The organism is Paenibacillus sp. MAHUQ-45 (assembly GCF_058133325.1).
Window position 1 is genome coordinate 54,698 of the sequence record NZ_JBYUPV010000009.1, and the last position, 24,812, is coordinate 79,509.

At 49.1% G+C, this 24,812-nt stretch carries 23 protein-coding genes; 14 read left to right on the forward strand and 9 right to left on the reverse strand.

The genetic code is table 11. The features are described from left to right. Nucleotides 1-20: 20 nt before the first annotated feature. Both AC3Y23_RS19395 and AC3Y23_RS19400 read right to left on the reverse strand, forming a co-directional pair. A complete protein-coding gene (locus tag AC3Y23_RS19395; protein ID WP_379202419.1) occupies nt 21-725 on the reverse strand; it encodes an AIM24 family protein in 705 nt (234 codons plus the stop codon). 52 nt (nt 726-777) lie between these two features. Further along, nucleotides 778-1,245, reverse strand: coding sequence for a coiled-coil domain-containing protein (locus tag AC3Y23_RS19400; protein ID WP_379201986.1), 468 nt, complete (start codon nt 1,243-1,245; stop codon nt 778-780). A 199-nt stretch (nt 1,246-1,444) separates the two neighbouring features. Between AC3Y23_RS19400 and AC3Y23_RS19405 the strand changes: the two genes are divergently transcribed. From AC3Y23_RS19405 to nikC, 8 genes are all read left to right on the forward strand, one after another. Further along, on the forward strand, nt 1,445-2,128 hold the full coding sequence (locus tag AC3Y23_RS19405) for a M50 family metallopeptidase (RefSeq protein WP_379201988.1): 684 nt from the start codon (nt 1,445-1,447) through the stop codon (nt 2,126-2,128). Between the two features lie 189 nt (nt 2,129-2,317). After that, entirely contained in the window at nt 2,318-3,010 is a 693-nt protein-coding gene (locus AC3Y23_RS19410; RefSeq protein ID WP_379201990.1) for a hypothetical protein, read from the forward strand. A gap of 219 nt (nt 3,011-3,229) precedes the next feature. Next, complete coding sequence (locus AC3Y23_RS19415) at nt 3,230-4,195, forward strand: helix-turn-helix transcriptional regulator (protein ID WP_379201992.1); 966 nt, start codon at nt 3,230-3,232, stop codon at nt 4,193-4,195. A gap of 254 nt (nt 4,196-4,449) precedes the next feature. Continuing rightward, complete coding sequence (locus AC3Y23_RS19420; RefSeq protein WP_379201995.1) at nt 4,450-5,439, forward strand: ABC transporter ATP-binding protein; 990 nt, start codon at nt 4,450-4,452, stop codon at nt 5,437-5,439. After that, nucleotides 5,436-6,428, forward strand: a complete 993-nt coding sequence (locus AC3Y23_RS19425) for an ABC transporter ATP-binding protein (RefSeq protein WP_379201997.1) — start codon at nt 5,436-5,438, stop codon at nt 6,426-6,428. Before AC3Y23_RS19420 ends, AC3Y23_RS19425 begins: the two co-directional genes overlap by 4 nt. 104 nt (nt 6,429-6,532) lie before the next feature. Then, on the forward strand, nt 6,533-8,200 hold the full coding sequence (locus tag AC3Y23_RS19430) for an ABC transporter substrate-binding protein (RefSeq protein ID WP_379201999.1): 1,668 nt from the start codon (nt 6,533-6,535) through the stop codon (nt 8,198-8,200). A gap of 69 nt (nt 8,201-8,269) precedes the next feature. Beyond that, entirely contained in the window at nt 8,270-9,274 is a 1,005-nt protein-coding gene (locus AC3Y23_RS19435) for an ABC transporter permease (RefSeq protein ID WP_379202001.1), read from the forward strand. A 10-nt stretch (nt 9,275-9,284) separates the two neighbouring features. Next, nucleotides 9,285-10,181, forward strand: coding sequence for a nickel transporter permease (gene nikC / locus AC3Y23_RS19440; protein ID WP_379202003.1), 897 nt, complete (start codon nt 9,285-9,287; stop codon nt 10,179-10,181). A gap of 93 nt (nt 10,182-10,274) precedes the next feature. Here the strand turns inward: nikC and AC3Y23_RS19445 are convergent, their stop codons facing one another. The 5 genes from AC3Y23_RS19445 to AC3Y23_RS19465 form a co-directional block, all read right to left on the reverse strand. Next, on the reverse strand, nt 10,275-11,042 hold the full coding sequence (locus tag AC3Y23_RS19445) for a polysaccharide deacetylase family protein (protein WP_379202005.1): 768 nt from the start codon (nt 11,040-11,042) through the stop codon (nt 10,275-10,277). A 98-nt stretch (nt 11,043-11,140) separates the two neighbouring features. Beyond that, nucleotides 11,141-12,628: an oligosaccharide flippase family protein gene (locus AC3Y23_RS19450; protein ID WP_379202007.1), complete on the reverse strand. Its 1,488-nt coding sequence runs from the start codon at nt 12,626-12,628 to the stop codon at nt 11,141-11,143. Between the two features lie 78 nt (nt 12,629-12,706). After that, a complete protein-coding gene (locus AC3Y23_RS19455) occupies nt 12,707-13,837 on the reverse strand; it encodes an amidase domain-containing protein (RefSeq protein ID WP_379202009.1) in 1,131 nt (376 codons plus the stop codon). Beyond that, entirely contained in the window at nt 13,837-14,478 is a 642-nt protein-coding gene (locus AC3Y23_RS19460) for a class F sortase (RefSeq protein ID WP_379202011.1), read from the reverse strand. The genes AC3Y23_RS19455 and AC3Y23_RS19460 overlap by 1 nt, the downstream gene beginning before the upstream one ends. Before the next feature lie 44 nt (nt 14,479-14,522). Next, nucleotides 14,523-14,822 carry a hypothetical protein gene (locus AC3Y23_RS19465; RefSeq protein ID WP_379202013.1) on the reverse strand — a complete coding sequence of 100 codons (300 nt, stop codon included), beginning with the start codon at nt 14,820-14,822 and terminating at the stop codon, nt 14,523-14,525. A 404-nt stretch (nt 14,823-15,226) separates the two neighbouring features. Here AC3Y23_RS19465 and AC3Y23_RS19470 point away from each other — a divergent pair, with 404 nt between their 5' ends. The 3 genes from AC3Y23_RS19470 (at nt 15,227) to AC3Y23_RS19480 (ending at nt 19,546) form a co-directional block, all read left to right on the forward strand. Further along, the gene (locus tag AC3Y23_RS19470) at nt 15,227-16,636 is read left to right on the forward strand and encodes a deoxyguanosinetriphosphate triphosphohydrolase family protein (protein WP_379202015.1); all 1,410 of its coding nucleotides are present in this window, start codon (nt 15,227-15,229) and stop codon (nt 16,634-16,636) included. Between the two features lie 36 nt (nt 16,637-16,672). Continuing rightward, nucleotides 16,673-17,635 carry an MsnO8 family LLM class oxidoreductase gene (locus AC3Y23_RS19475; protein ID WP_379202017.1) on the forward strand — a complete coding sequence of 321 codons (963 nt, stop codon included), beginning with the start codon at nt 16,673-16,675 and terminating at the stop codon, nt 17,633-17,635. Nucleotides 17,636-17,758: 123 nt separating this feature from the next. Further along, nucleotides 17,759-19,546 carry a methyl-accepting chemotaxis protein gene (locus AC3Y23_RS19480; RefSeq protein WP_379202020.1) on the forward strand — a complete coding sequence of 596 codons (1,788 nt, stop codon included), beginning with the start codon at nt 17,759-17,761 and terminating at the stop codon, nt 19,544-19,546. Between the two features lie 294 nt (nt 19,547-19,840). Here the strand turns inward: AC3Y23_RS19480 and AC3Y23_RS19485 are convergent, their stop codons facing one another. After that, nucleotides 19,841-20,797 (reverse strand): D-2-hydroxyacid dehydrogenase, encoded by a 957-nt coding sequence (locus tag AC3Y23_RS19485; RefSeq protein ID WP_379202022.1) that lies wholly within the window; start codon nt 20,795-20,797, stop codon nt 19,841-19,843. Between the two features lie 81 nt (nt 20,798-20,878). On the opposite strand from AC3Y23_RS19485, the gene thpR reads away from it, so the two are divergent. The 3 genes from thpR (at nt 20,879) to AC3Y23_RS19500 (ending at nt 23,245) form a co-directional block, all read left to right on the forward strand. Beyond that, a complete protein-coding gene (thpR, locus tag AC3Y23_RS19490; protein ID WP_379202024.1) occupies nt 20,879-21,484 on the forward strand; it encodes an RNA 2',3'-cyclic phosphodiesterase in 606 nt (201 codons plus the stop codon). Nucleotides 21,485-21,566: 82 nt separating this feature from the next. After that, nucleotides 21,567-22,487, forward strand: coding sequence for a cell wall hydrolase (locus AC3Y23_RS19495; protein ID WP_379202026.1), 921 nt, complete (start codon nt 21,567-21,569; stop codon nt 22,485-22,487). 74 nt (nt 22,488-22,561) lie between these two features. Next, entirely contained in the window at nt 22,562-23,245 is a 684-nt protein-coding gene (locus AC3Y23_RS19500; RefSeq protein WP_379202028.1) for a metal-dependent hydrolase, read from the forward strand. A 119-nt stretch (nt 23,246-23,364) separates the two neighbouring features. Here AC3Y23_RS19500 and AC3Y23_RS19505 read toward each other — a convergent pair whose 3' ends face one another. Then, nucleotides 23,365-24,552, reverse strand: coding sequence for an MGDG synthase family glycosyltransferase (locus AC3Y23_RS19505; protein ID WP_379202030.1), 1,188 nt, complete (start codon nt 24,550-24,552; stop codon nt 23,365-23,367). Nucleotides 24,553-24,812: the final 260 nt, after the last annotated feature.

The following is a 24,812-nucleotide window of genomic DNA, read 5'->3' on the forward strand; positions in this document are numbered from 1 at the left end:
GAATTGCCCCAACTCCCTGACTACTTAATAAAGACGCCTCCGAATGGCAGGGCTTCCCGTAAAAAGCGCTTAATAATTCCGTCATCGTTGTTGTCCCGTTCGAAACGCCGGTTTTGGGTTCCAGCCTGAAATAAAACAGGGCCATGGCCCGTCATTTTCCAGTGGTAGCTCATATGTTGGCTGGCGAGATGATTGCCGTATACGGTAAGCTCCAGCTTGGCGTTCTCAGGGTAAGCAATAATGCTGCCCGCGTCTACATACAGAGGCTCGTAAGGGTGCAGCTCGACTTCGCATACCGTGCCTTCCGTGAGAATGCCGATGCTTCCTTTGCCGGAGAATTTGATCTTAACAATGTCGCGTGTAATCAACATGTTCTTCATACTGAGCACGCGAGTCTGCATAGTTATGCCTTCGCTGTAGTAGAAGAGATGTCTGAAATCGTAGAGCAGATCATTATTACCCGTAAGCTCGAGTGTCTTGACCCGGTAGCCTGGGGGCAGTGCCGCCACGAAGCGGCAGGGGCCGGACATATCGGAACGGATCAGCTTGCGCTTGCGATAGATCCCTTTTACATCCATTAGGCGGTCCGCCCGGCCTGACGAAGGCCCTTGATAAGCGATAATCTGCTGCGGATGCAGCACATGCACCATTTCATTCTCACCAACGGAGAAGGACAGGGCTTGTCCACTGGTATTGTTGCCTTCATCCTGAACGTCAATATTCATCCAGCCTGCCCCCTTTTTCTGTGTCATTATCTATATGCTCTCCATTCCTGTTTTACCGGAGGCGGTCACTTCTTCTGGAGCGACTACGCATACCTAGGCGGACTAACCGGATCAGCAGGAAATAGCCCAAGATCAGGCCTAGCCCTGTAATGATAGTAACCTTAATTCGGTTGAAGTTGTTTTCGCGCGCCTGGCGGTCATCTCTTAACTCATCGACCATCTGGCTGAGCTGGCGGTTCTGCTCCTGGAGGGCAGCATTCTGTGATACGGTATCACCCAGCTGATCCTTGGCTTTGTCGAGTTCGCTCTTGGTCCGCTCAAGCTCTTCCACCGTCTGGCGGTAGCTTTCTTGCAACTTGTTGACCTCTCCAGGAAGCTCGGAGAACTTCTGGAATCCGTTATATAGATCGCTGAAATAATTAGCCTGCGCCGAAGGAGCCGGAAGACATGCGAATATTCCGAGCAACAGCAGGGCTGAGCATAACAGTTTAAATCCTGAGTGTGTTAACTTTTTTCTCATTGTTGCATCACCACCTAAATAGGCTAGTTCTCCTTTTATTTTACCATAGCTTTACAGTGTTCGACAGCTTGTAGCAAGGGCAGGCAAAGGTGCTAAACGATAATACGCATAGTGAGGATAACCGTTTCCTGGTTATGTATCCTTCATTGAGAACGGACCGGGTTTATCGTATACTGTGGACGGGAAGAGGAGGTGCATGATGAATAAATGGGTGAAGACACTGCTATTCCTGGCCGGATCGGCCTTTTTGACACGGTTCATTCCGTTCTCGTCCTTGTTCCGTAATCTGGACACGATGATTCACGAATTCGGCCATGCGCTGGTCACGCTGCTCTTATCGGGTAAGGTGCTGCGCATTGAGCTGTATGCGGATCATAGTGGAGTAACCTATTCGGCTATCCAGGCGGGAGGCCGGGCGATTGGAGTAGCATTGGCGGGGTACCCGCTGGCGTCTTTGTTTGCGCTGCTGCTGTTCTTTCTCTATGGAAAAGGAAGGATAAGCTGGGGTCTGGGACTGACCACTAGCGTAGCGCTAATTATGCTGCTTTTGTATGTCCGGAGCAGTTTCGGAATGTTGTGGCTGGGTGGATTTATCGCCTTGAACATCGTTATGCTATTCTTCTGGGATAAGGTCAGCAAGTATTACTATCTATTATTGGCCTTTCTTACGCTGGAGGAATCTGTAACCGGGACACTCTATCTGGTCACCGCATCGGTGACGTCACCTTCCCGAGCCGGTGATGCCAGCAACTTGGCACGGCTGACGGGAGTCCCAGCGTTTTTCTGGGCGGCGTTGTTCTTTATGTTCTCCCTGTTGTGTGCGAAATGGGCCCTGGAATTTTTCTTTAAAGCCCAGCAGGTGCGAACAGGCAGAAGAGGATAGCGGCAGGATGTATATTTTTCTACATATATCGACATGTGAGAGTTAACCTTTAAGGGGCAACCTGTCTTTTTGACGGAGTTGGCTCTTTTTTTGTCGATTTTATAACGCGAACATATATTCCATGACAAGGAGTTGTCCGCCATTATTGGTACATTAATAGAAGAACCAGAAAAAGAAAGAGGTGGAAATATGCAAGCAAGTATTCAGCCGATATTTACTTGGAGTCAAGAACATATTTTTGCAGGCGGGACCCATAATATTGTTTTGCTGGTGGAGTGGAGAGGTATTGTAAAGATAGATCAACTTCGAAAACGAAGCCATAAAATAGCCGCACGTGACATCGAACTGCGAATATGGCTTGAACCCTACCTGAATCTCAGCACATGCCATGGATGCAAGGCAGAAGCAGGAGAAGGACGCTCACTGCTGCTGAACTTGGGGAATATTTTTTGCGGACAGCACAAGTATCTGGCACTTGAATTTTCCACAACCGCCATGCCGGCTGGTAGACATGATGCCCTATGGGTGCAGTGGTTTTATAAACAACCGCCAGGAGGGCGAATCCGTGAATTGCCTTTGCAAAAACTAAGCCTGGATTATAGTCGTCACACAGCTGTAGCCAGAGACACCGTCTGCTTTCATGTAGAGAAACACCTGGAATTGTTGAAATTCCCGACCGTGCTTGATGAAATCACTCTTCTAAAGGACAAGGGGCAGTTTATCGAGGCTGCAGAGCGCCTTCGCCGTCATGCCGATAATTTGCTGCTGTTGTCCGCCAGATCCGGAGACTTGTCTCTGCTCAAGGAAGCGGAAGCACTGTACAAACAGAGTGACAGAGAACTGCAGCCTAAGGAAAAAATGGTCGAGACAAGACATAGATAATGCATATACACGAAAAACAACCTATACATAAATAGCCTTAATTATCATGTTTGCAAGAACAGAAAACCGGGAATGTGATATATAATTGCGGTAAAATAGTAAAATAGTTCCATTATATTTTCCTAATCTCGGTAATTACTTCCTTGGTTTTTAGATATATACGACTAATTAATTTAAAAATAATGGGTCTATTTTACCATGAATCAAGGAGAACTGAATATGACAGACCGATTAATCCGGCTGATGCGTATTATTACGCTGGTTCAGGCCAAACCGGGCATTCTGGCCCGGGAGTTAGCCGAACGATGCGGCAACAGTGAAAGGACGATTTACCGGGATATGGATGCCCTCAGTGCTATGCATATTCCGATCACGCACTTGGGTCATGGGAAGGGATATGCCTTTATCGGGAATTTTGCGCTGTACCCCCTGGACTGGTCAGACGATGAAGCGATGGCATTTGGCCAGCTTCGCAACCTTATGGATGATATCAAACCGCTATTGCCTCCGGCCTTTGAGAGTGCCTATGAGAAAGTAATGGCGGCTGAATATAAGCATAGAACGGAAAAGGAAGAGAAGTTGGAGAGCGTTGGAAGGGAAGTGGGGGCTGCCTGGATGGAAAGAGGCGGCTTGTCGCCGGATTCGCCTGCTTTTTTGATTGAGTTGTTCGTCGCCATGCTGAAGCAGAAAAGTATACAAGCCGATTATAGTGAGAATTCGCTCGAAGAGAAGGGGATCGATATTGATCCCTATTATCTTATCCTGCTGGAAAATCGATTTTATTTAATTGGTTATTGTCATCGTTTTGGCGTAATGCGTACCTTTTATATCAATGGGCTCTCTAATGTTAAACCGCTCAAATACGGATTTACCAAAGACGATTTTGATTTGCAGGCTTTTATGAAACATAAATGGGCGCTGGACAAGGATAGCTTGCAGGTGGATTTTAAAATTAAGTTTTCCGAATGGTCCATGGAGCGGATCAAGAGAGAGGGGATGTTGCTGAAGCCCGCCAAGGTGGATCATGAAAATCGCTTTTTTCATTTCAAAGTGTCAGTGGATCAGGAATTTACGTTTGTCCGCTGGATTCTCAGTTTTGAGGAAGAAGCGGAAATCGTGGAACCTTCGTATTACCGTGAAGTTATGCGGCATCAATTGGAAAAAGGGCTGTCGCTGTATAAATAGCGCAGTCTTTTTTCTTTTTTTGCATAAGTTGTATTCTGACTAATTTTATAAGGTTAGTTTATATCATAAATTTTTTCTTGTACACCTTGGATTTATATAGTAATGTTATACATTAATTAGAATAAATAACCTCATAAGGCTCTATACTTCCACAAAGTGTTAACTACAATTACCCTAGCTTCCCAACCTCCTTAGTTTTGCACACCTTCATTTGACCTTTGTTCAATTTTTAAACAGAAGAGAGGTATTATTCTTTGTCTGAGCCCATTTTAAAAATTGAGAATCTGCATACCCACTTTTTTACCGATCGAGGTGAAATTCCGGCTGTCGACGGCGTTGATCTTTACATTAATCCTGGCGAGGTGCTGGGTGTAGTAGGGGAATCCGGCTGCGGCAAAAGCGTGACCTCGCTGTCTGTGCTGAGATTGGTACCCAATCCTCCTGGCAGGATTGTAGAAGGCCGGATCTTTCTGAAAGGCCAGGATCTGGTAACACTCAAGGAAAAAGAGATGCGCAAGATCCGCGGAGATGCGGTTTCGATGATCTTTCAGGAACCGATGACCTCGCTTAATCCACTGTTTACTGTCGGTCAGCAAATCATTGAGACTGTACGTCTGCACCGGGGAATGTCCAAGAAACAAGCACGGGATCATGCCATTGATATGCTGCGTAATGTCGGCATTCCGAGACCGGAGTCCATTATTGACGAATATCCCCATCAATTGTCGGGCGGTATGCGCCAAAGAGTCATGATCGCCATGTCAATCTCCTGCAATCCGGAGCTGTTGATTGCCGATGAGCCTACTACGGCGCTTGATGTGACGATCCAGGCCCAGATACTGGACTTGATCCGTAGGCTGAATGAAGAGCAGGGAACGGCTGTGATGATGATCACCCATGATTTGGGTGTAGTCGCAGAGATGTGCCATCGTGTGGCCGTTATGTATGCAGGTAAGGTAGTGGAGGAGGGCAGCGTGCACGATATTTTTAAACACCCGATGCACCCCTATACCCGTGGTCTGATACAATCCGTACCGAGAATGGACGAGACTCGTGAGCGTCTGTACTCCATTCCAGGAAATGTGCCTGTACTCAGCACAGATATGCAGGGCTGCCGCTTCGCACCGCGATGTCCGGAGGCCATGGAGATCTGTTTTCAGTCCCTTCCGCAGCTCACACTGCAGGAGGAACAGCATAGCTGCCGCTGTTGGCTGCATGAAAGAAGTCAGGAGGATGCGGTATGAGCGAAAATCTGCTGGAGGTCAAAGGACTGAAGAAGTATTATCCGGTGCAAAAAGGATTTCTTAATTCGACAGTGGGATTCGTGAAGGCGGTCGATGATATCTCCTTCACGATCCGCAGTGGAGAGACATTCGGACTCGTGGGGGAGAGTGGCTGCGGCAAATCGACCGCAGGCAGGTCGCTACTGCGGCTCATGGAGCCGACGGCGGGTGAGGTTCTTTTTGAAGGACGGGACATTACAAAGCTCTCTGCAGAAGAACTACGCAAGCAACGCCGCGAGATGCAGATGGTGTTCCAGGACCCCTTCTCTTCACTTGATCCTCGTCACACTGTACAGCGAATTCTGGAGGAGCCCATGATTGTGCATCGTACGGGTAATGCCCGGGAGCGCCGTGCTGCCGTGGACAGGCTTGCCGATGTGGTGGGACTTACGAAGAGCCATTTGCAGCGGTATCCGCATCAGTTCTCGGGCGGACAACGACAGCGCATCGGTATTGCTCGGGCGCTTGCCCTTCAGCCCAAGCTGATTGTGGCCGATGAGCCGGTCTCCGCGCTCGATGTATCCATACAGTCACAGGTCATTAATCTCATGCAGGATTTACAACGTGAATTTGGATTGACGTACCTCTTTATCGCCCATGACCTTAGTGTCGTCAAGCATATCTGCGACCGGGTTGCCGTAATGTATCTGGGCAGAATCATTGAAATCACGGACAAGCACTCGTTATACTCCCACCCTCAGCATCCTTACACCCAGGCTTTGTTATCTGCAGTTCCCGAACCTGATCCTGATATCCGCAAAGAGCGAATCATTCTCCAGGGCGAGGTGCCAAGCCCGGCGAATGCGCCGGTTGGCTGCTCTTTTCATACCCGTTGTCCTCATGTGATGGAGGTCTGCCGCAAGGAACGGCCACCGCTGCTAGAGACGGACACCGCCCATTTTACCGCCTGTCATTTGCATGACAGAACAACCCATTCACAGCTCGCTTAATCTGACAGCTTAGAAAGCATAGATATCGGTTTATGGCTGCGCTTTGGCACAGCTCTATATAAACGCTTTAATACTTTCACTAGCAGAAGGGAGTTTTCGATGAGATGAAAAAATGGGGTAATCTTGTACTGGTCTTAACGCTTAGCCTGGCATTCACGCTAAGCGGCTGCGGAGGCAGCAACAATGCGGGCAAGGATGGTAACACTGGAGGCAACGCAGCGGCAACCAATGCTCCGATAGAAGCAACGGACAAGCCCAAAGAGGTTCAGGATACGTTAATCCTGGGACGGGGCGGAGATTCTGCTGCGCTTGATCCGGCGATTGTCACTGATGGCGAGTCCCTGAAGATCTCCCATCAGGTATTCGACTCTTTGCTGGAATATAAGCCCGGTACTTCCGAAGTGCAGGCATCCCTTGCCGACAGTTGGGAAGTGACTCCTGATGGTTTGACCTACACATTCAAGTTGCATCCTGGGGTGAAGTTCCATGACGGCACCGACTTTAACGCCGAGGCTGTCGTGTTTAACTTCGAACGCTGGAATGATCCGAAGAGTGAATTCAAATTCGAAGGCGACTCGTTCGATTATTATGATTCTATGTTCGGTCCAGACGGTAGCCGTGTTATTAAGGAAGTCAAAGCCGTGGATGAAGGCACGGTGCAAATTATTCTGAACCAGCCGCAGGCGCCTTTCCTGCAGAACATCGCGATGACCTCCTTTGGGATTGCTAGTCCTACAGCAATCAAGGAGAAGAAGGCAAACTTCAAGAATGAGCCGGTTGGCACGGGGCCGTTCGTCTTCAAGGAATGGAAACGCAATGATTCTATCACACTGGAGAAGAATGCCGCCTATTGGAAATCGGGATTGCCGAAGCTGAACAAAGTTATCGTGCGTTCCATCCCGGACAACTCGGCCCGGTTCACAGCCTTGCAGAACGGCGAGATTGACCTGATGGAAGACCTCAGTCCGGATGACCTGTCCACACTTGAGAGCAATAGTAACCTGCAAAAAATTGAGCGTCCACCGTTTAACGTTTCTTACTTAGGCTTTAACTTCAAGAAGAAGCCGTTTGACAATGTAAAAGTTAGACAAGCGCTGAATCATGCAGTGAACAAACAAGCCATTATTGATGCATTCTTCTCTGGTCAGGCCCAGCCGGCCGTGAATCCGTTGCCGCCTTCACTGTGGGGCTACAACGACAGTGTGAAGGATTATGAATTTGATCTGGACAAAGCCAAGGCGCTTCTTGCAGAAGCTGGGTATCCAAATGGTCTGCCTGATCCTGTAACCTTGTACGCGATGCCTGTGCCTCGTCCTTATATGCCTGATGGTAAGAAGGTGGCAGAAGCCATTCAGGCTGATTGGGAGAAAATTGGTGTGAAAACTGTGATTGAATCTCCGGAATGGGCTACGTATCTGGATGATACTAAGGCGGGCGAGAAGGATGATATTTATATGCTCGGCTGGACCGGAGACAATGGCGACCCGGATAACTTTATCTACACTTTGCTCGATAAGGACGCGATTCCAAGTAATAACCGGACCTTCTATGTTAATGAAGAGCTGCATACCCTGCTAACCAGCGCTCAGAAGGAAACGGATCAGGGCAAGCGCTCTGACTTATATAAGAAGGCACAGGAAATTATTAAAGCTGATGCCCCGTGGGTTCCATTGGTACACACGAAGCCGCTTCTGGCCGGCAAAGCTAATCTGAAGGGCTTCGTACCAGGTCCGACAGGTACGGAATATTACAGCGAAGTGTACTTTGAATAGCCGTATTAAACTGTGCATGGTTTTGACTGCCTTTAGGGTACCATTACACCTTTGGAAGGTGAGCCGACTTTGAATGCCTACTTATTAAAAAGAATCATGGTTTTGATTCCTGTATTAATTGGGATGACGATTATTGTCTTCTCTATTATTCATGCCATTCCTGGTGATCCGGCCGAGACGATTCTCGGCCAAAAGGCTACAGAAGAGTCCAAGCAGGCGCTGCGCGATCAACTCGGTCTCGATAAGCCTTGGCTGCAGCAATATCTGAATTACATGGGAGATTTGGTGAAGGGGGATTTCGGTACCTCCATCCGTACTAAAATGCCGATTGCCAAGGAGATTTTGCCCTATCTTGCAGCAACACTGGAATTAACGGCAGCCAGTATGCTGTTTGCGACCTTCGTGGGCGTGAATGCGGGTATTCTTAGTGCCTGGCGACAGAACTCGTGGTTTGATTATAGCGCCATGATTATTGCGCTCATCGGGGTCTCCATGCCGATCTTCTGGCTCGGGCTCATGGAACAATTGATATTCGCCCTGAAGCTCCACTGGCTTCCCTCCATTGGGCGGATGGACCAGCGCGATCCGGTGACCAGCATCACCAATCTCTATGTGATTGATACGATCCTGGCAGGACGCTGGGATCAGCTATGGACCGTCATTAAGCATTTGATCCTGCCGAGTATGGCACTCGGAACGATTCCGATGGCGATTATTGCCCGGATGACCCGTTCCAGCATGCTCGAGGTCATGAATTCCGATTATATCCGCACAGCCAAAGCGAAGGGCTTATCGCAGTTTCTGGTAGTGTACAAGCATGCGCTGAAGAATGCGCTTATTCCTGTACTGACCGTAATCGGCTTGCAGACAGGCGCCCTGCTAGGCGGTGCGGTGCTCACCGAGACCATTTTTGCCTGGCCGGGTGTAGGGCGTTACATCTTTGAAGCTATCAGTTCACGTGACTATCCTGTGATCCAGACAGGGATTCTGGTGATTGCTTTTATTTTTGTAATCATTAATCTGTTGGTGGATCTGCTATACGCCGTTATTGATCCGCGCATTAATTACAAGTGAGGGTGAATCTATGTCACAGCCAACTATCCATGCAACGTCTCATAATAATGTTCCTGCTAAAGAGGCTTTTGGCCCCTGGCGCGATGCGTGGCGGGCCTTTCGTAAGAACAAGACGGCGATGCTGGGACTGGGTATCATCCTAATCTTCGTAATGATTGCGCTGCTGGCGCCGTGGATTGCACCCTATGACTACAAGGCGCAGGAACTGGTTAACCGTCTGAAGCCACCGTCAGCCCAGCATTGGCTCGGCACCGACGATCTTGGACGAGATCTGTTCACTCGGGTGATTTATGGAGCACGGATTTCCTTATGGGTTGGTTTTTTCTCTGTCATTGGCTCCATGATTGCCGGAACCATCCTGGGGGTGCTGGCAGGGTTCTACGGCAAATGGATCGATATGTTGATTTCCCGTATGTTTGATATTCTGCTGGCGTTTCCGAGTATTTTGCTCGCTATTGCTATTGTGGCGATTTTGGGTCCCTCTTTGCAAAATGCGTTATATGCTATTGCCATCGTTAACATCCCGACCTATGGGAGATTGGTGAGAGCCAAGGTGCTCAGCCTAAAATCGGAAGAGTATATCACCGCGGCCCGGGCGATAGGTATGAGGGACAGCCGCATCCTGATCATCCACATCTTGCCGAACAGTCTAACACCGATTATCGTGCAGGGTACACTCGGTATCGCACATGCGATTATCGAAGCCGCTGCACTTGGGTTCCTGGGCCTTGGCGCCCAGCCGCCTGATCCGGAGTGGGGGAAGATGCTTTCCGACTCTCGGCAGTTTATTCAGAAAGCGCCGTGGACGGTTATCTTCCCGGGTCTGTCCATTATGCTGACCGTGCTGGGCTTCAACTTGATAGGTGATGGCCTACGTGATGTGCTGGACCCTAGAATGAAAAAATAACCATGAAGCTAGCCCTTTCGGCGCTCAATGCCGAAAGGGCTAATTTTTTTCAAATTAAGCTTCCTATTATAATAGAAGGTTTTTTATTATCCATCAGGGATTTCGCCCAACCTGCTGCTTACCTGCTTGCTGTGTGTCAGAGAGCTTGATCAATTCGGAGACGGTGACGAACCGGTAACCCTGCTTTTCCAGCTCTGGAAGAATGATCTTAAGCGCCTGCCGAGTCTGGGATTTTCCATGGACATGGTCGTGAAAAAGCACAATATCTCCATTATGGGCATTGCGGATCACCTTGGACGAGATGGCATAAACACCAGGTCTGTTCCAGTCACGGGTATCCTGATGCCAGGACCAGAGGATGGGCTTGAGCCCCATCTGGTTAGACACATTAATCAGAGTCTCGTCGTACATGCCTCCAGGCGGACGAAACAGGTTACTCCGTTTCCCCGATATCTTGATGATTTCTTGTTCCGTTTGCTCCAATTCCTCGTGTACCTGCTTTTGGGAGATCGGCCGCTTGAAATACACGTGATTATAAGTATGGTTAGCCAGTTCATGACCCTCGGCAACCACCCGCCGGGCGATATCGGGATAAGCGGCAATTCGTTTTCCAATTACAAAAAAAGTACACTTGGCATTGTACTGCTTCAGCAAATCCAGAATCAGCTCGGTCTCTACCGGATCCGGACCGTCATCGAAGGTGAGGGCTATCACCTTTTGACTGGTATGTACCTCCCAGATCATGTCGCCCCGTTTCTCAAAATAGTAGCGGTTCTTGACTATCGGGCTGGCCAGTGTAGATGGCGTACAGCAGAGCAGCAGGGCTAATGCAGCCGAAATGACCCTATACGCTCTTTTCATGGATGCCCCCCCTTTTTCTTAGGTTCAGTTATATAGAATGCACCTTTGGCAGGAGGAAATATGCAGAGGGAGGGCATACTGGGAAAAACTGTGCGGAATCAGGAACGTCTGAACTTGCCACTGTAAAAACAACGCAGATAAATATATAGACCGGAGGCGAGAAAGAATAAGCTGCTCTCCAGCAGGAAGACCCATAGTTCAGAAAATAGCCCTTGCAAAAGCGGTCGACAACGTGATAACCCGGCAGCAGTCATGAACAAAAAGCCGATGTCACACAGCATCAAAAGCAGGGTCCGGTGAAGCCTTCCCCAGTGGATATGCAGAGCTTTCAGGTTCCAGAGTGAAGACACAAGTTCCATGGATATAATGGCAATTGCCGCTCCAGCATAGCCAAAGCCGGGAATGCCTACGAGCATATATTGAGCGAAAGTGGAGCAGGCCAGTCCTGAGAGCAGACCCCAGAAGGGAGCCTTCTTGACATCTTGTGCCCATAGAATGCTAGTGGTCAGTTCGCGGAAACCTACCAGAAGCGGGATGGATGCCAAGTATTTGATTGGTATAGTCGCTGCTGTTGTATTAAAGATGAGCATGGAAAGCTTGTCGGCATGAATAAACAGGAACAGCCCGGAGGCGATTCCCCACAACCAGGAAATCTTCAAGGCCAGACTTGCCAGGCGATTGAATTTTTCCAAAGTGCCCTGCTGCCATTCTGCTGCGATCCGTACCGTCAATGTGTGACTCAGTGCACCTGTTATGAGCGAAGGGGAATAGACGACAATAGCCGCCATCCCGTAAATAACGCCATACATGGCCGTTGCTTCGGAAGTGCTATAGCCTGCTGCGAGCAGACGACTCGGAACCAGCAGAGCGTCAATAAATTCCGAAGCCGGAATGAACATGCGCGTCACCGATATAACCAGCGAAGTTTTGAAGAATAGCGTAACGGGCAATACTTCGGAGCGGCCTTGCGGGCGCGGGGAATGGGTATCCAAAGAAAGATATATGGTTAGCAGCGAAAATGAGATAAATGCGCCAAGAAAGGTGCCATATAATCCTCCACCTACGGCCTGGCCCATGCCGAGCGGCAGTAGTTGTGCTGTGATCAGCACCATGCAGGTTACACGGAAAGCTTGCTCCGTTACTTCTGATATAGCAATTATGCCGATGCGTCCAAGTCCCTGCAGATAACCTCGCAGCAGTCCCAGCAAAGGAGCAGCAAACAGGGCAGGGGCCAGACTGTGCAGTGCATGCTCCAGACCAGGATTACCAAGTAGCGTAGAAAGGAATGGCGAGTACCGGAATACGGCCAAGCTAACGGCTCCGCCTCCAAACATCAGGAGCACAGAGATAATCTTTAGAAGCTGCCAGCCCTGTGCGGGTTTTCTGGCGGTTTCCAGAGCAAGCGCCGTGGGCAGTCCTCCAGCCAACATCAATATAAAGCCGTAGAAGGAGTAGGCAATCTGATACAGCCCGATTCCTTCTGCGCCGGCAATTCTGGTGAGGATGATCCGTCCCGCCAGCCCGAATATCTTGACCGCAACCATGGCGGCTGCCCGAATGGCAGATTGCTTGAATAGATGGGGCACAGCGCTACCTCCAGCGTAACGTATTCAATGTCGTGATCTTTAATTGTATGACATTGAAATGGCGTTATGCTGACAAGCTTAATCTCTGATATGAATCAGCTCATATTTAGTGTTTTTGTCCCACCCAAGGTCGAAAGGAACACGGTAACGGTCTGCTGTATGGGAGTTCACCAGTGGATACCCATATTCATCAAAGCCTGTAATGACCGAAAAATGATCCGTATCATTATGGTGAAGAATATAGCCGATCAGGTCGCCGGCCTGCAGTTGGGAGATAGCGCCATTGGCATATTTTCTGGAAGGGGCTACTACTTCCTTATAGGTACCCTTGGAGACCATAGTGCCATAGCCGGAGCGCAGCAGGAAATTGCGGAAGGCATCGGTCTGCACCCAGGTCTGAGTGCCACCGGTCTGATAGAAGTATCGCCAGCCCGACTTCATCGCCAGTCCGCCACCTTCCTCAGGATCACCAACCACTTGAGAGGCAAAGTTAGTGCAGTCGCCCCCCTTACCTGTGTAGTCGAGATATTTGCGGTTGTACCGATGCTGATTGCCAGCTCCCCATGCGGTTCCTGCATATTTATCGGCATAGGCTATGGCGCGTGAACGATTGTAACGACGACTTTTACCCGATACTGTTGCTGTCGGTTTAACAGAGGGGGCCAATCCGTCCGGACTGTCGGCAATCTTATCCGGATTCTCGTCCAGCGGGTCCAAGTACCATTCGCGGGCGATTTTCCAACTTCCATTGATTTTCTTCAGGGTCATAAAATGACGTGTCCCGATGCCAAAGGACTGTGGCGGAATCACTTCATTTAAATACACATAGCTGAGCTTGAGTGATTGCACAAGGGACACCTTAGCTGTGTCTTGAGTAATATTCCTGCGGATAATCCGAATGCCGCTGTTGGCTTTGACCAGCTTAACAGACCTCTTCGCAGCCCATGCATTAACATAAGCCGTTCGATTGCTCTCGTTATGAAAGGCATTCTTACTTAACGTCTGTTCCGTCAGGTAAAAGCCCTTTAGCCGCTGTGTTTGCTGGTCGATCAAGGTCTGTGCGCGATCAGCGAAGATCTGCTTTAATGCGGTATCTATCTCTTGATTTCGTTTGTTGTCTTCTGCATTCACCGTAGTAGCGGGCAACGAAAAGGATGCAAAAAGGATAAGGATGAGGGACAGAATACTGGTTTTTTTAAGCACGATCATCACTCACCTTTCTGCTTCGTAAAAACGACCAGCCGTTTCTCATGTTCTTTTTTCTTTCTGCTATATTTCCCTGTGCAGGTTATAAGGGTTAACCTGTGTTCCGTGGTATCCCCGAATATTCGTTCTAATGGAGCCTCATTGGTTGGGTATATTTCAACAGACTCAACGGTATAAGTAAGCTTGTGTACGTTATTCGAGACAACAATGCTGTCGCCCGGTTTTAATTTTTTTAAATTGAAAAAAACGGCAGGACCGGTATAGCTGTCCACATGTCCATCCAATACCACATTACCCTTTGAGCCTGGAAGGATGCCTGGATAAGAAATGCCAACCAGTTCGGTTGACTCCGGTACGCCCATTTGCCCGTTTGGCAATGCAGCTACCGGTTCTATTTCTGTGGTGACTCCAATCGCAGGAATGGAAAGTCGGGTCGGCATAAATGGTTTCTCAGGCAGCACAGGAGCGGAATGGATCGGTATCGGTTTCTGGGTAGGTTCAACTTTAGTATCAATTACGGTTGTATTCGGCTTTGATTCTGAATGGAGATTCTCTTTAGGTGCAGGTGACGGTGTTGTTGCTCCGCAACCACAGCCATAAAAGGCGATGCTGGTGAGCATTAAGGCAAGAATCCATTTTTTCATGTTTATAAGAGAAAGAGGGAGTATTCCTCCCCCTTTCGTCCTCCTTACTCAGTTTGTTCGCTCGCGCCGCCGAAGCCTGTTTTCGGCAATTTAGTGGCTTTGGCCTTGATGCTCTTGGTTTTCAGGCTCTTGGCTTTTAAAGTTTTGTGTTCCAGACTTTTGGCTTTTAGGCTCTTAGCATGTGTCCCTTTGGCATGAGCTTTATGGTGTGCTTTAGCTTTGTGCTTGGCTTGAGTGTGTACTTTCTTCTCGTGTTTCGTCGGTTCAACCGGAGCTGCACTAGCAGCTGATACAGCGGACATCAATAAGCAGGCAGAAATGGCGGCAACAGCTAATTTCTTCATAAAAGTATTTCCTCCTCAAAATGTTTTTTTCCCCTGCAAAGTAATATCTCCAATTCGCATAGTTATTAGATTGTTAAATTGTTTCCAGTTGTTAATTCCTAAATTTGAAGTCCGGAATTTCAATATATAAGACGAACTCGAAAGTAAAGGCTCCGTCGCCACTGCGGTGAATGTTTGGACTTCCGGTCGCTGTTGTCGCCAGATTTTTTTTTTTATAAACCCGCTTTTAGCGGTTGAAATCTGGCGACAAAGGCGAACGCTTCGCTCCTACAGTTCCAAACCTTCCCCTTCGTTCCTTCTCGCTTCTTGTTACTTTCTTTTGTTCGTCCTATATAGGTGAAAGTTCAGGGCAATATGTTCTATAATAAATTACTAAATAAAGATTTCAGGATAGGGTGGGGAACATGACACTGATTGGCAAAAGAGAACACCGGCAGTATCCGGAGATTACACGCCTGGAGACGTCGCGTGCTGCTTATGAACGAGATTATTCCCGCCTGATTCATTCGCCGACATTTCGCAGACTCCAAGGTAAATCTCAAGTCTTCGGCGCAGGCACGGGTGATTATTACCGCACACGCCTGACTCATTCACTGGAGGTCGCTCAGATTGCTCGCGAGGCAGCTAGAAGTCTGCTGCGATCCTATCCGGAGGTGGCGACCGGACAGGCCGACAATCCTGGTCTGGTAATTGATCCCGAGGTAGTGGAATGTGCGGCGATTGCCCATGATTTTGGCCATCCGCCCTTTGGACATAAAGGAGAAGAGGTACTGGACAGCATTCTGGAGCAGTTGATTGAGAATAAAACGAATGAAGCAGCCCGTCTGGCTGGTGCCGATCCTGCGGAGAAGCTGTTTATTCAGGATGAAATGAAGCAGCGTTATGAGCATTTTGAAGGAAATGCCCATAACTTCCGCCTGATTATGTTCCTCGAGAAGCGGGAGAACATCGACGGTTTAAATCTCTCTGATGCTGTACTGCTCGGGATCAACAAATATCCTTTTCCCGGTACAATCTTGAAGAAGGGCTTGTACTTGCATGAATGGGAATATATTTCTGAGATCCGCAGTGATTGGGGAATTCCGGCCGGCAAGAAAACGCTGGAAGCCCAGCTTATGGATCTCTGCGACGATATAGCTTACTCTGCACATGATCTGGAGGATGGCATCAAGGCTGGGAAGATCGAAGTACATGAACACTTCATGCATGATGACTATATCCAGAAGCTGATTGTCGAGAAGATCACTACGCTGGAGGATTTTTTCTGGCAGGGCTGGGAAACGGAGAAAATCCGGGCTAAAGTGGAGGAGGTCCTCAGTGCATTCCTTCGTGTCTGGAAAGAGAAGCTGCCGACCTGCGAGAATGATTATTCGAGAACCCGCCGGGAAGTGAAGGCCTACTGGGTCAGCACCTTTGTGGCCAGTCTTGGCGTGATCGACGATGGAGACTGGAAGAAGGTTACCTTCATTAAAGAGGGGCAGGAGGATACGGATATGCTGCGTACGGTCAGTGTCCTGAAAAGCTTCGCATGGGTCACTATGATTCGCGATTTACGGGTGCAGCGGCTTCAGAAAAGAAGTGAATGGATTCTTCGCCGTCTATGGGGGGCCTTTCTGGACCCGGACACCTCCAAAGCTATTATCCCTTCCGATTGGTTACAGCGCTTTGAGAAGGATCAGCGGCAGGCAAAGCCGATCTGGACCTGGGAGCATATGGTTATTGATTATATCGCTGGCATGACAGATGCCTTTGCCGAGAAAATATATAACGAACTGTACGGTCTCAAGGTCGGATCGATTTACGATCTTGATTAGGGAGAGGAAACCGAGTATTTGAAAGGAGAGGCAGCTATGGAACCACTGCGGCTTGGCGTGCTTGATTTGGCCCCGCGCTTATCTGGGATCAGCGCGGAAACAGCGCTGCAAGAAACTCTGCTGCTGGCCCGATCAGCAGAAGCCTGGGGCTATCATCGCTATTGGGTAGCAGAGCATCATGATATTCAGGGGTTGGCCTGCCCATCGCCCGAGGTGCTGCTAGGTCATATTGGTGCATTGACCTCCCGGATCCAGCTTGGCTCCGGCGCGTTGCTGCTGCCACATTATAGCCCACTTAAGGTGGTGGAATCGTTCCATCTGCTGTCAGCGTTGTGTCCGGGCAGAATTGAGCTTGGCCTCGGCCGGGCACCAGGTGGTCCGCCGCATGCATCGATGGCGCTGAGCGGAAATTTCCTGAAAGCCGTGGCTGAGCTGCCCGATACGATCAGGGCCGTCATGGAATTGCTTCAAGATGGTTATGCCTATGAAGGGCAGCCCGTCAGCGCCCGGCCGCTGCCGGCCGTACCTCCTGTGCCGTGGTTGCTCGGTACAGGTGTGCGCAGCGCGGAATATGCTGCACGGTTTGGAACGGGCTATGTCTTTGGCAGCTACATGAGTGAGAAAGAAGCTGAGCCGATTTTGGAACAGTATCGGGGGAATTTCGAACCTTCGCTACTCGTACCAGAGCCGCGTACGATGGTTGCGGTGGCCGTGATATGCGCCAGCAGTGCGGAGGAAGCTGCGCTACTGGCCGAAGAGAGCAACTGGCCAGATCGTACGGAACCGGGAGACAAGGGAACTGGCTCTGGCGAAGACAAGCCAGGGCCGCCATTGCTATGCGGAACACCGCAGCAGCTAAGGGAAGAACTACAGCGGTTAGCCCATCGGTGCAACACTGGAGACCTGCTGATTTTCACACCGCTGAAGGACTATGAGAAGCGGCGAGCTTCTTATCGCCTGCTTGCAGAAAGTGTATTACCCCAGGGCAAAATCATATAAATTAATACGCGCCACCTGCCGAAAATATAGGAAGGGGCGTTTTTTTTCGTCATTTTTGAAATGAAAAGAAAGAATTGTAAACGCAATGTAAAATGTTGAAAAAAGATGAGGGGGCTCAAGGGTATGAACAATGCTTCAGATTTCAAGGATAACATTAAAACCTCGACGCGCCGCTTGCCCGCAGGCAAACTCAAAACAGTCATATCCAGGGGCAAACGAAGCATCAGCTTTAAATTCACCTCGGCTTATGTAGCTCTGGCACTGCTGGTGGTGATTAGCGGGGTGCTTTCTCTCTTTCAAATGAACCGGATGCAGACAAACAGTAGTGAAATCATTAGGGGGCTGATCCCCGAATTAAATGAGATTCATAGCATCAATTATTATACGGAGCATATTATGTCGCTTACCTTGCAGCATATTCAAAGCTCTGACGACACAGAGATGAGCAAACTAGAGGAGGAACGTGACGTTTTCATCCGTAAAGTATCTGCTGCTATGAAGAGCTATCAGAATAGGCTGCAAGATGAGGAGCAGACCAAGCACTTTGAGTCCTTGCGCAATAAATGGACGGAGTACATGATGATCAACGATCAGGTTCTGAAACTAAGTCAGGGGAACGATGACCAGTTAGCGCTGGAAGTCTCTCGAAAGGGCATTTCCGCTTTTAATAACATGCAGAAGGATATGGACGCTCTTGTCAACCACAGCATAGAAGAAGGTAACGCCAAGGACAAGGTTTCAGTGAATATATTCCAGGTCTCCGTTATCGTGACGATCATAACCATGCTGCTTGTGCTTGTAGTGATCGGGATCATCAATCTGGTCATCAACCGGTCGATGATTGCCCCACTGAAGAAAGTAACGGTGCATCTGAAACGGATTGCTACCGGAGATTTGCTGGCCGAGGATACTCTGATTAGTAGTGAGGACGAAATCGGGATGCTGGCGAGTACAGTGAATGAAATGAATCATGCGCTACTTGAAATTGTTAAAAGAATCCGTAGTGTATCGCAGATCATTGGTGATGAAAGTGAGACACTGGTTCGTTCCATCACCGAGACAAAAGAGGGAGGCATGCAGATTGCTATTACGATGGAAGAGCTCGCGACAGCTTCCGGCAGTCAGTCTGAAGCCGTAGTGGATGCTTCCATGGCGATGGAGAACCTGAATAAGCTAATTGACGATTTTACTGGGAAAAGCCATGAATTGGGACTATATTCACTGGAAGTACAACATAAAGGCGAACGCGGCAAAGTTCTAATGGAAAGCTCTGTTACATATATGAAGCAGATCACAGAAGCAGTATTGCAGTCCATGGCCACCCTGGAAGAGCTCAATAAGAAAAATGAGGGGATTTTTAGGCTCGTGGGTTCGATCCGCGGTATCGCTGAGCAGACTCATCTACTGGCCATAAATGCAGCCATTGAAGCAGCAAGAGCTGGTGACAGCGGACGCGGCTTTGCCGTGGTAGCCACAGAGGTGCGTAAGCTGTCTGAGGAGGTACAGCGGACGGTAACGGAGATTACCGGCATTACGAAGGGGATTCAACATGACTCTAAGGAAGTAGTGAGATATTTGCAGGACGGGGTTGTGAAGACCGAGGAAGGTAATGTGCAGATTGTGGAGACTGGGGCTGCGCTGTCGGACATTACTCATTCGGTTCAGGTAATGGTTGAAACGATGGAGGAAGTAGGCAATGATCTGAAGCGGATGAAGCAGTCTAGTGAGACGATGCATGAATTCAGCCAGCACATCTCGGCATTGTCACAGGAATCGGCCGCTGCGGTGGAGGAGACTTCGGCTTCAGCCCAGCAGCAGGTAAGCGCTACAAGTGAGGTCGCTGCCGGTGTCGAATATCTGAAATCCTTATCTAGTGAATTGGAGGAGTCTGTCTCCAGATTTCAAGCGTAATTATATAAGACGAGCTTAAGATCGGACGTAAGGCTCGATCGTCACTACAGTGGAATGTTTGGACTTCCGGCCGCTGTTGTCTCCAGATTTCTTTTTATTGAACCGCTGTTTGCGGTTGAAATCCGGAGACAAAGGCGGTCGCTATCGCTCCTACAGTTCCAAACTTCCCCCTTCGATCCTCCTCGCTTTTCGTTACTTTTCTTTTGTTCGGCTTATACAGCATTATAAAAAAAGCCTCCGCACCCTTTACGAAATTTGTAAAGAGCAGTGCAGGGGCTTATTGAGGGTGTAGACTTAATATTGTTGACTATAGTCAACTAAATTGAGAGACGGTGAACCTGTAGCGATATAGGATCTCAGATTCTGAGTAATAATATCAACGAGCCGGTCGGTATAGCGATCCGTGTTTCCGGCTGAATGAGGTGTGATGATCACCTGCTCCATTCCCCATAACGGATGATCCTGCGGCAGAGGTTCGGTCTCGAATACATCCAATCCGGCACCGCGGATATGACCTGATTGTAACGCGTCGATCAAATCGCCGGTATGTGTGGTGCCTCCGCGGCCGATATTGATATAATAGGAGCCCTCCTTGAACGCTGAGAAGACGGTAGCGTTGAAAAAATGATGAGTATCGTCTGTAAGCGGTAGTGTGTTGATCACAAAATCGCCTTGGCTAACCGCGTCCTTCCATTGGCTGGTCTGGAAGACCTCATCAAACTCCGCTGCCTGTTTGCCTGTGCGGCTGACACCAATGGTCTTCATGCGGAAAGCTTTGGCGATCCGCGCCGTTTCTCCGCCGATGGCTCCGGTACCAAAGATGACAGCCGTCTTGCCGGATATTTCGGTCTCATCTCCGTAGGAATGCCACTCACGCTTGCTCTGGTTAAGCACAGCCTTGTGCAGATTTCGGGTGAAGCTCAATATAAAGCCGAAGATTACGGCTGCGATAGATTCGGCATGTACACCACTAGCGGTGGTTAGAAGGATACCCTGTTCTTGCAGGCGTTGCAGCGGCATTTTATCAATGCCGGCAGACCAGCTCTGTACCCAGCGCAGCTGTGATTCTCTCTCTAGCAGCGCCTCTCCGATTCCTTTGGCCCAGCCGATAATGATCTCTGCGCCCGCGAGCTGCTGAAGATCGGGTTCTTTGGCACTTCCCAATTCAAGCGCATACCCCGGAGCGGCTTCTCTGATTTTTGCCTGCTGGCTCGGTGTAAGGGGCTGAAGACATACAATGGATTTAGACATGTTGGTTCCCTCCCGTTATGTATGGTTGTGCGAATAGATATTTTTAAGGATAACAAATCTGCTGCGAAAGGTGAAATGACCATGAAGAATGAAAAGGAAAGTTACCATAAAGAGCGTCTGTTCGTTGCAGTTCCTGTGCCCCCAGCGATTCGTGAAGCTCTTGGAGACCTATGCCAGTCGCTGGCTGCTGAAATGTCATTTGCCAAATGGACACACCCGGAAGATTATCATGTTACGTTGCAATTTCTGGGGGATACAGCGAAGGAGGACATCCCGGCCTTGATTGCTGTTCTTAAAAAAGTGGCGGCCTCCACGGCCCCCTTTGAGCTTTCTCTGGAGGGCTTTGATACCTTTGGCCACCCGGCCTCACCTCGTGTCTTGTGGGCCGGTCTGGGCGGTGAACTGGAGAAACTTTATGCTCTGCAGAGTGCGATAACTACGGCTACACGGCCCTTAGGTTTTGTGGCAGAAGACAGACCTTATAAGCCACATTTGACGCTATCCCGGAAATATCGCGGTGACGTCCCTTATAAGGCCGAATTTGTCGAATTTTCGGAGGTTTTACGGCAAAAACGAGAACATTTGTCCTCAATTCGACACTGGACGGTAGATGGCCTTGTGTTGTATGCTACCAGAATGTGTGCCATTCCTATGTATGAAAATGTTGAAAACATGACATTTTTCTAAAAAATTCGACAAAGGACAGTTTTCAAATCTTCCATTTTCGGTTACATAGAATAGGAATGTGCCGTGATATAGGAGGAGAATTATGGTTATTTATAAACAAAATCGCTATATTGCGCTGCTTATTGGCGTGATACTGGTGAGTTTCTCAGCGATAAACTTGCTGCATTCCGAACCAACGACAGAAGGGAAGTTAACCAAAGTCCAGGGCAAGCTGAGTGCGCCCCCAGTTACCTCGGCGTTGGAGCTGGCACCAAAGACAACGGATTCTAGCCATACGAGGATACCGATACAAAGTAAGATACATCCGGTGATCAACAGTGCTGTGATTCAACCTAAGCCGGACTGGAGTCTTCAACAGAAGGCTGAGTGGTTGAACCGACAGACCATTGCCGCCGCAGACACGGTTAAAACTGCTGAGGTCAAGGTAGCCGCCGTCAAAACCAAGGCTGCAGCTATACCGGTAGTCACACCAGCGGTTCAACAGAAGCTGCCCAAAAAGGCAACAGCATCAAAGGGGAGTCAGACCGAAGTCAAAAAGGTCGCGGCAACTCAGCAACATCCCCCCATCATATTGTACTTCTCTCGGACGGAGCTATTAAGCCAGGAACAGAAAGACAAAGCAACCTGGCGCTACGCAGTTTCCGGAGAAGACCTGCTTCTGCTGCAAAAAATCGTCATGGCAGAGGCGGAAGGCGAACCGTACAAGGGCAAAGTGGCAGTTGCCAACGTTGTTCTGAACCGGCTACGGTCAGCTAATTTCCCCGACACGATGCATAATGTAATCTATCAGAAGAGACAGTTCAGTCCAGTGGCGAACGGTCGTCTTAATCGCGTGAAGCCTAATGAGGATTGTATCAAGGCTGTTAACGCCGCACTATCGGGAGTCAAGGAGGTTACAGACGACACCTATTTCTTTTTGTCGCTAAAACTTGCGCAGGATTTGACGGTACATCATACGCAGAAGTATGCCAAAACCATCGGCAATCATACTTTTTATAAATAATTTGATTTTTTGGGGAACCTCGGCTCATTATAGGGTAAGTAACCTATTATGAACATGGAGGTAGAACAGCTGTCATGAAAATCACCTATTATGGACACTCAGCCCTGCTGGTAGAGTCTGAAAGCTGCAAAGTCATCTTTGATCCCTTTCTGTCAGGGAACCCGAACTCTGGTATCGCTCCCGATGAAATTACGGTAGATGCGGTTTTGCTTACCCATGCCCATTCAGACCATTTCGGCGATGCGCTGGAAATTGCTGCGCGTAATCAATGCCCTATTTTTGCTGTATATGAACTGGCCGAGTACTGCCGTTCCAAGGGAGCAGAGGTCAAGCATATGAACATTGGCGGCAGTCATACGTATGGCGGGTTTACTGTCAAATACACACAGGCTTTTCATTCTTCCTCAATTGCAGAGGGGGATTCATGGATATACGGTGGTGAACCGGCAGGAATCCTGCTTACCACTGACGGCAAGACGCTGTTTCATTCCGGGGATACCGCACTCTTTGGTGATATGCGCCTGATTGGGGAGCGGAATGATATCAATTTGGCTGCATTGCCCATTGGAGACATGCTAACTATGGGTCCCGATGATGCGTTGCTGGCTGCTCGCTGGCTGCGGGCGGATAAGGTCATTCCGCTTCATTACAACACGTTCCCAGCCATTGCTCAGGACGGCGACGATTTCTGCAATCGACTGCGCCAGGAAGGGATCACAGGATTTCCGCTTAAACCGGGGGAGAGTGTCGAAATATAAATTCAGCTTCTGCACAGGCAACAAGAGGGTGCCGGCAGCCAATGGCTTGCCGAGCACCCTCTTGTTGTTTCTATGAATACGCGAGTCAGCTAAGTGAAGCAGACAGATGTCACTTCCGCTCAAGGCGTCAGCAGAACAGCTTCCTCGCCTCGAGACTGTGATCGCGTTCCTCGATTCTCGGACAGACCAGTTGCCGGCTTGCCTAGCATCTCCAGGACCGTGGCTGCGCAGTGGCGGGGCTGATGTCGATCAGGAGCCAGTCGGCGCTTCCGTTGCTCTTCCAGTGAGGCTCTCTCCCGAAGCAGCCTTGTGAACCATTTGTCCACGACTTTGGCGTTCAGTACCTCGGCCAATCCAAGCTCCACGAAATATTGGCAGTTCTTCTCCTCCTGACCAGGAATTGCCTTGTAGAACAGCATAGGGATACCTTTGGCTTGGCCTTCCGTGCAGGTCATGCCGCCAGGCTTGGTGATCAGCAGATCAGACGCGTCCATTAATTTGTTGATCTCCTTGCTGTAGCCGATAATCTTGATATTGGGATGACTCAGCAATGGATCGCCTTGCATTTTGGACACGAGCTTGTCATTGCTCCCCATGCAGAAGAGCAGCTGAATCTCGTTCATCCGTGAGGTGAGCGAGGCCATGACATCTTTGCCGAACATTAGACCCCAGCCGCCGCCCATGATCAATACGGTGGGGATATCGGCGAGACCTAGTTCTTTGCGAAGCAGGGTCTTGTTCGATCTCTCCCAGAACTTGGGGTGTACCGGAATGCCGGTCACGGTCACATACTCGGCAGGAATACCCCGTCCAGTAAGAATGGCCTCAACGCGGGCAGTGGACACCAGATAGCGGTCCACCTCGTCATTCACCCAGCTTCCATGTGCGTCATAATCTGTAATCAATGTATAGAGTGGCACATTAAGACCCTGTCGCTTCAGGCGGGAGATGACGGCAGCCGGAATAGGGTGGGTACAGATAATCAGGTCAGGCTTGAGCTGCTCAATGACCTGTGCAGCGTGAGTATAAAAAATCCGGTGAAGCGCTAGTTTGGTCAACCGGTTCAGTGATTTGTTGTATTGGGTCTTATACATCATGCCGACCAGTTTGGGCTGGCTGCTGACGGTTCTTCGATAAGCGGAAAGAATCCAAGGAGCGACCGTGGGGTTGAGAAACTTGCCCAGCTCGATTACCCGGCATTGTACATCCGGATTCAGCAGCTTTATTCCTTCGGCCAGAGCATAGGCTGCCCCTGTATGGCCCGTTCCGAAGCCTTCCGAAAACAGCAATACTCTTTTCTTTCGCATAAATTCACCTGCTACTTTCCTTCATGAGTAGAATTGCGGCAATCGATCTATACTATATACGTGGCAAATCCTAACTCTTTTCACATTATACAAATAAGACGTAAATAGAAAGTTAAAACACTGCAATAAATTAAAAAAATAAAAAGTTTGGCTCCAAGGTATTGCAAATATATGGGCAAAGTGCTAAAGTAGGAAATGACCAATTGACCGGATTAGTAAAGTGGTCAGAAGTTCAATGGTAACCATTATTTCTTGAGAAG

Bases quoted from the DNA above. Each gene is read 5' to 3' on its own strand.
- AC3Y23_RS19455 (WP_379202009.1), bottom strand. From the start codon at position 13,837: ATGATCGTGCTTAAAAAAACCAGTATTCTGTCCCTCATCCTTATCCTT.
- AC3Y23_RS19465 (WP_379202013.1), bottom strand. From the start codon at position 14,822: ATGAAGAAATTAGCTGTTGCCGCCATTTCTGCCTGCTTATTGATGTCC.
- nikC (WP_379202003.1), top strand. From the start codon at position 9,285: ATGTCACAGCCAACTATCCATGCAACGTCTCATAATAATGTTCCTGCT.
- AC3Y23_RS19445 (WP_379202005.1), bottom strand. From the start codon at position 11,042: ATGAAAAGAGCGTATAGGGTCATTTCGGCTGCATTAGCCCTGCTGCTC.
- AC3Y23_RS19475 (WP_379202017.1), top strand. From the start codon at position 16,673: ATGGAACCACTGCGGCTTGGCGTGCTTGATTTGGCCCCGCGCTTATCT.
- AC3Y23_RS19480 (WP_379202020.1), top strand. From the start codon at position 17,759: ATGAACAATGCTTCAGATTTCAAGGATAACATTAAAACCTCGACGCGC.
- AC3Y23_RS19495 (WP_379202026.1), top strand. From the start codon at position 21,567: ATGGTTATTTATAAACAAAATCGCTATATTGCGCTGCTTATTGGCGTG.
- AC3Y23_RS19410 (WP_379201990.1), top strand. From the start codon at position 2,318: ATGCAAGCAAGTATTCAGCCGATATTTACTTGGAGTCAAGAACATATT.
- AC3Y23_RS19425 (WP_379201997.1), top strand. From the start codon at position 5,436: ATGAGCGAAAATCTGCTGGAGGTCAAAGGACTGAAGAAGTATTATCCG.
- AC3Y23_RS19500 (WP_379202028.1), top strand. From the start codon at position 22,562: ATGAAAATCACCTATTATGGACACTCAGCCCTGCTGGTAGAGTCTGAA.
- thpR (WP_379202024.1), top strand. From the start codon at position 20,879: ATGAAGAATGAAAAGGAAAGTTACCATAAAGAGCGTCTGTTCGTTGCA.
- AC3Y23_RS19470 (WP_379202015.1), top strand. From the start codon at position 15,227: ATGACACTGATTGGCAAAAGAGAACACCGGCAGTATCCGGAGATTACA.
- AC3Y23_RS19415 (WP_379201992.1), top strand. From the start codon at position 3,230: ATGACAGACCGATTAATCCGGCTGATGCGTATTATTACGCTGGTTCAG.
- AC3Y23_RS19505 (WP_379202030.1), bottom strand. From the start codon at position 24,552: ATGCGAAAGAAAAGAGTATTGCTGTTTTCGGAAGGCTTCGGAACGGGC.
- AC3Y23_RS19485 (WP_379202022.1), bottom strand. From the start codon at position 20,797: ATGTCTAAATCCATTGTATGTCTTCAGCCCCTTACACCGAGCCAGCAG.
- AC3Y23_RS19395 (WP_379202419.1), bottom strand. From the start codon at position 725: ATGAATATTGACGTTCAGGATGAAGGCAACAATACCAGTGGACAAGCC.
- AC3Y23_RS19460 (WP_379202011.1), bottom strand. From the start codon at position 14,478: ATGAAAAAATGGATTCTTGCCTTAATGCTCACCAGCATCGCCTTTTAT.
- AC3Y23_RS19400 (WP_379201986.1), bottom strand. From the start codon at position 1,245: ATGAGAAAAAAGTTAACACACTCAGGATTTAAACTGTTATGCTCAGCC.
- AC3Y23_RS19430 (WP_379201999.1), top strand. From the start codon at position 6,533: ATGAAAAAATGGGGTAATCTTGTACTGGTCTTAACGCTTAGCCTGGCA.
- AC3Y23_RS19405 (WP_379201988.1), top strand. From the start codon at position 1,445: ATGAATAAATGGGTGAAGACACTGCTATTCCTGGCCGGATCGGCCTTT.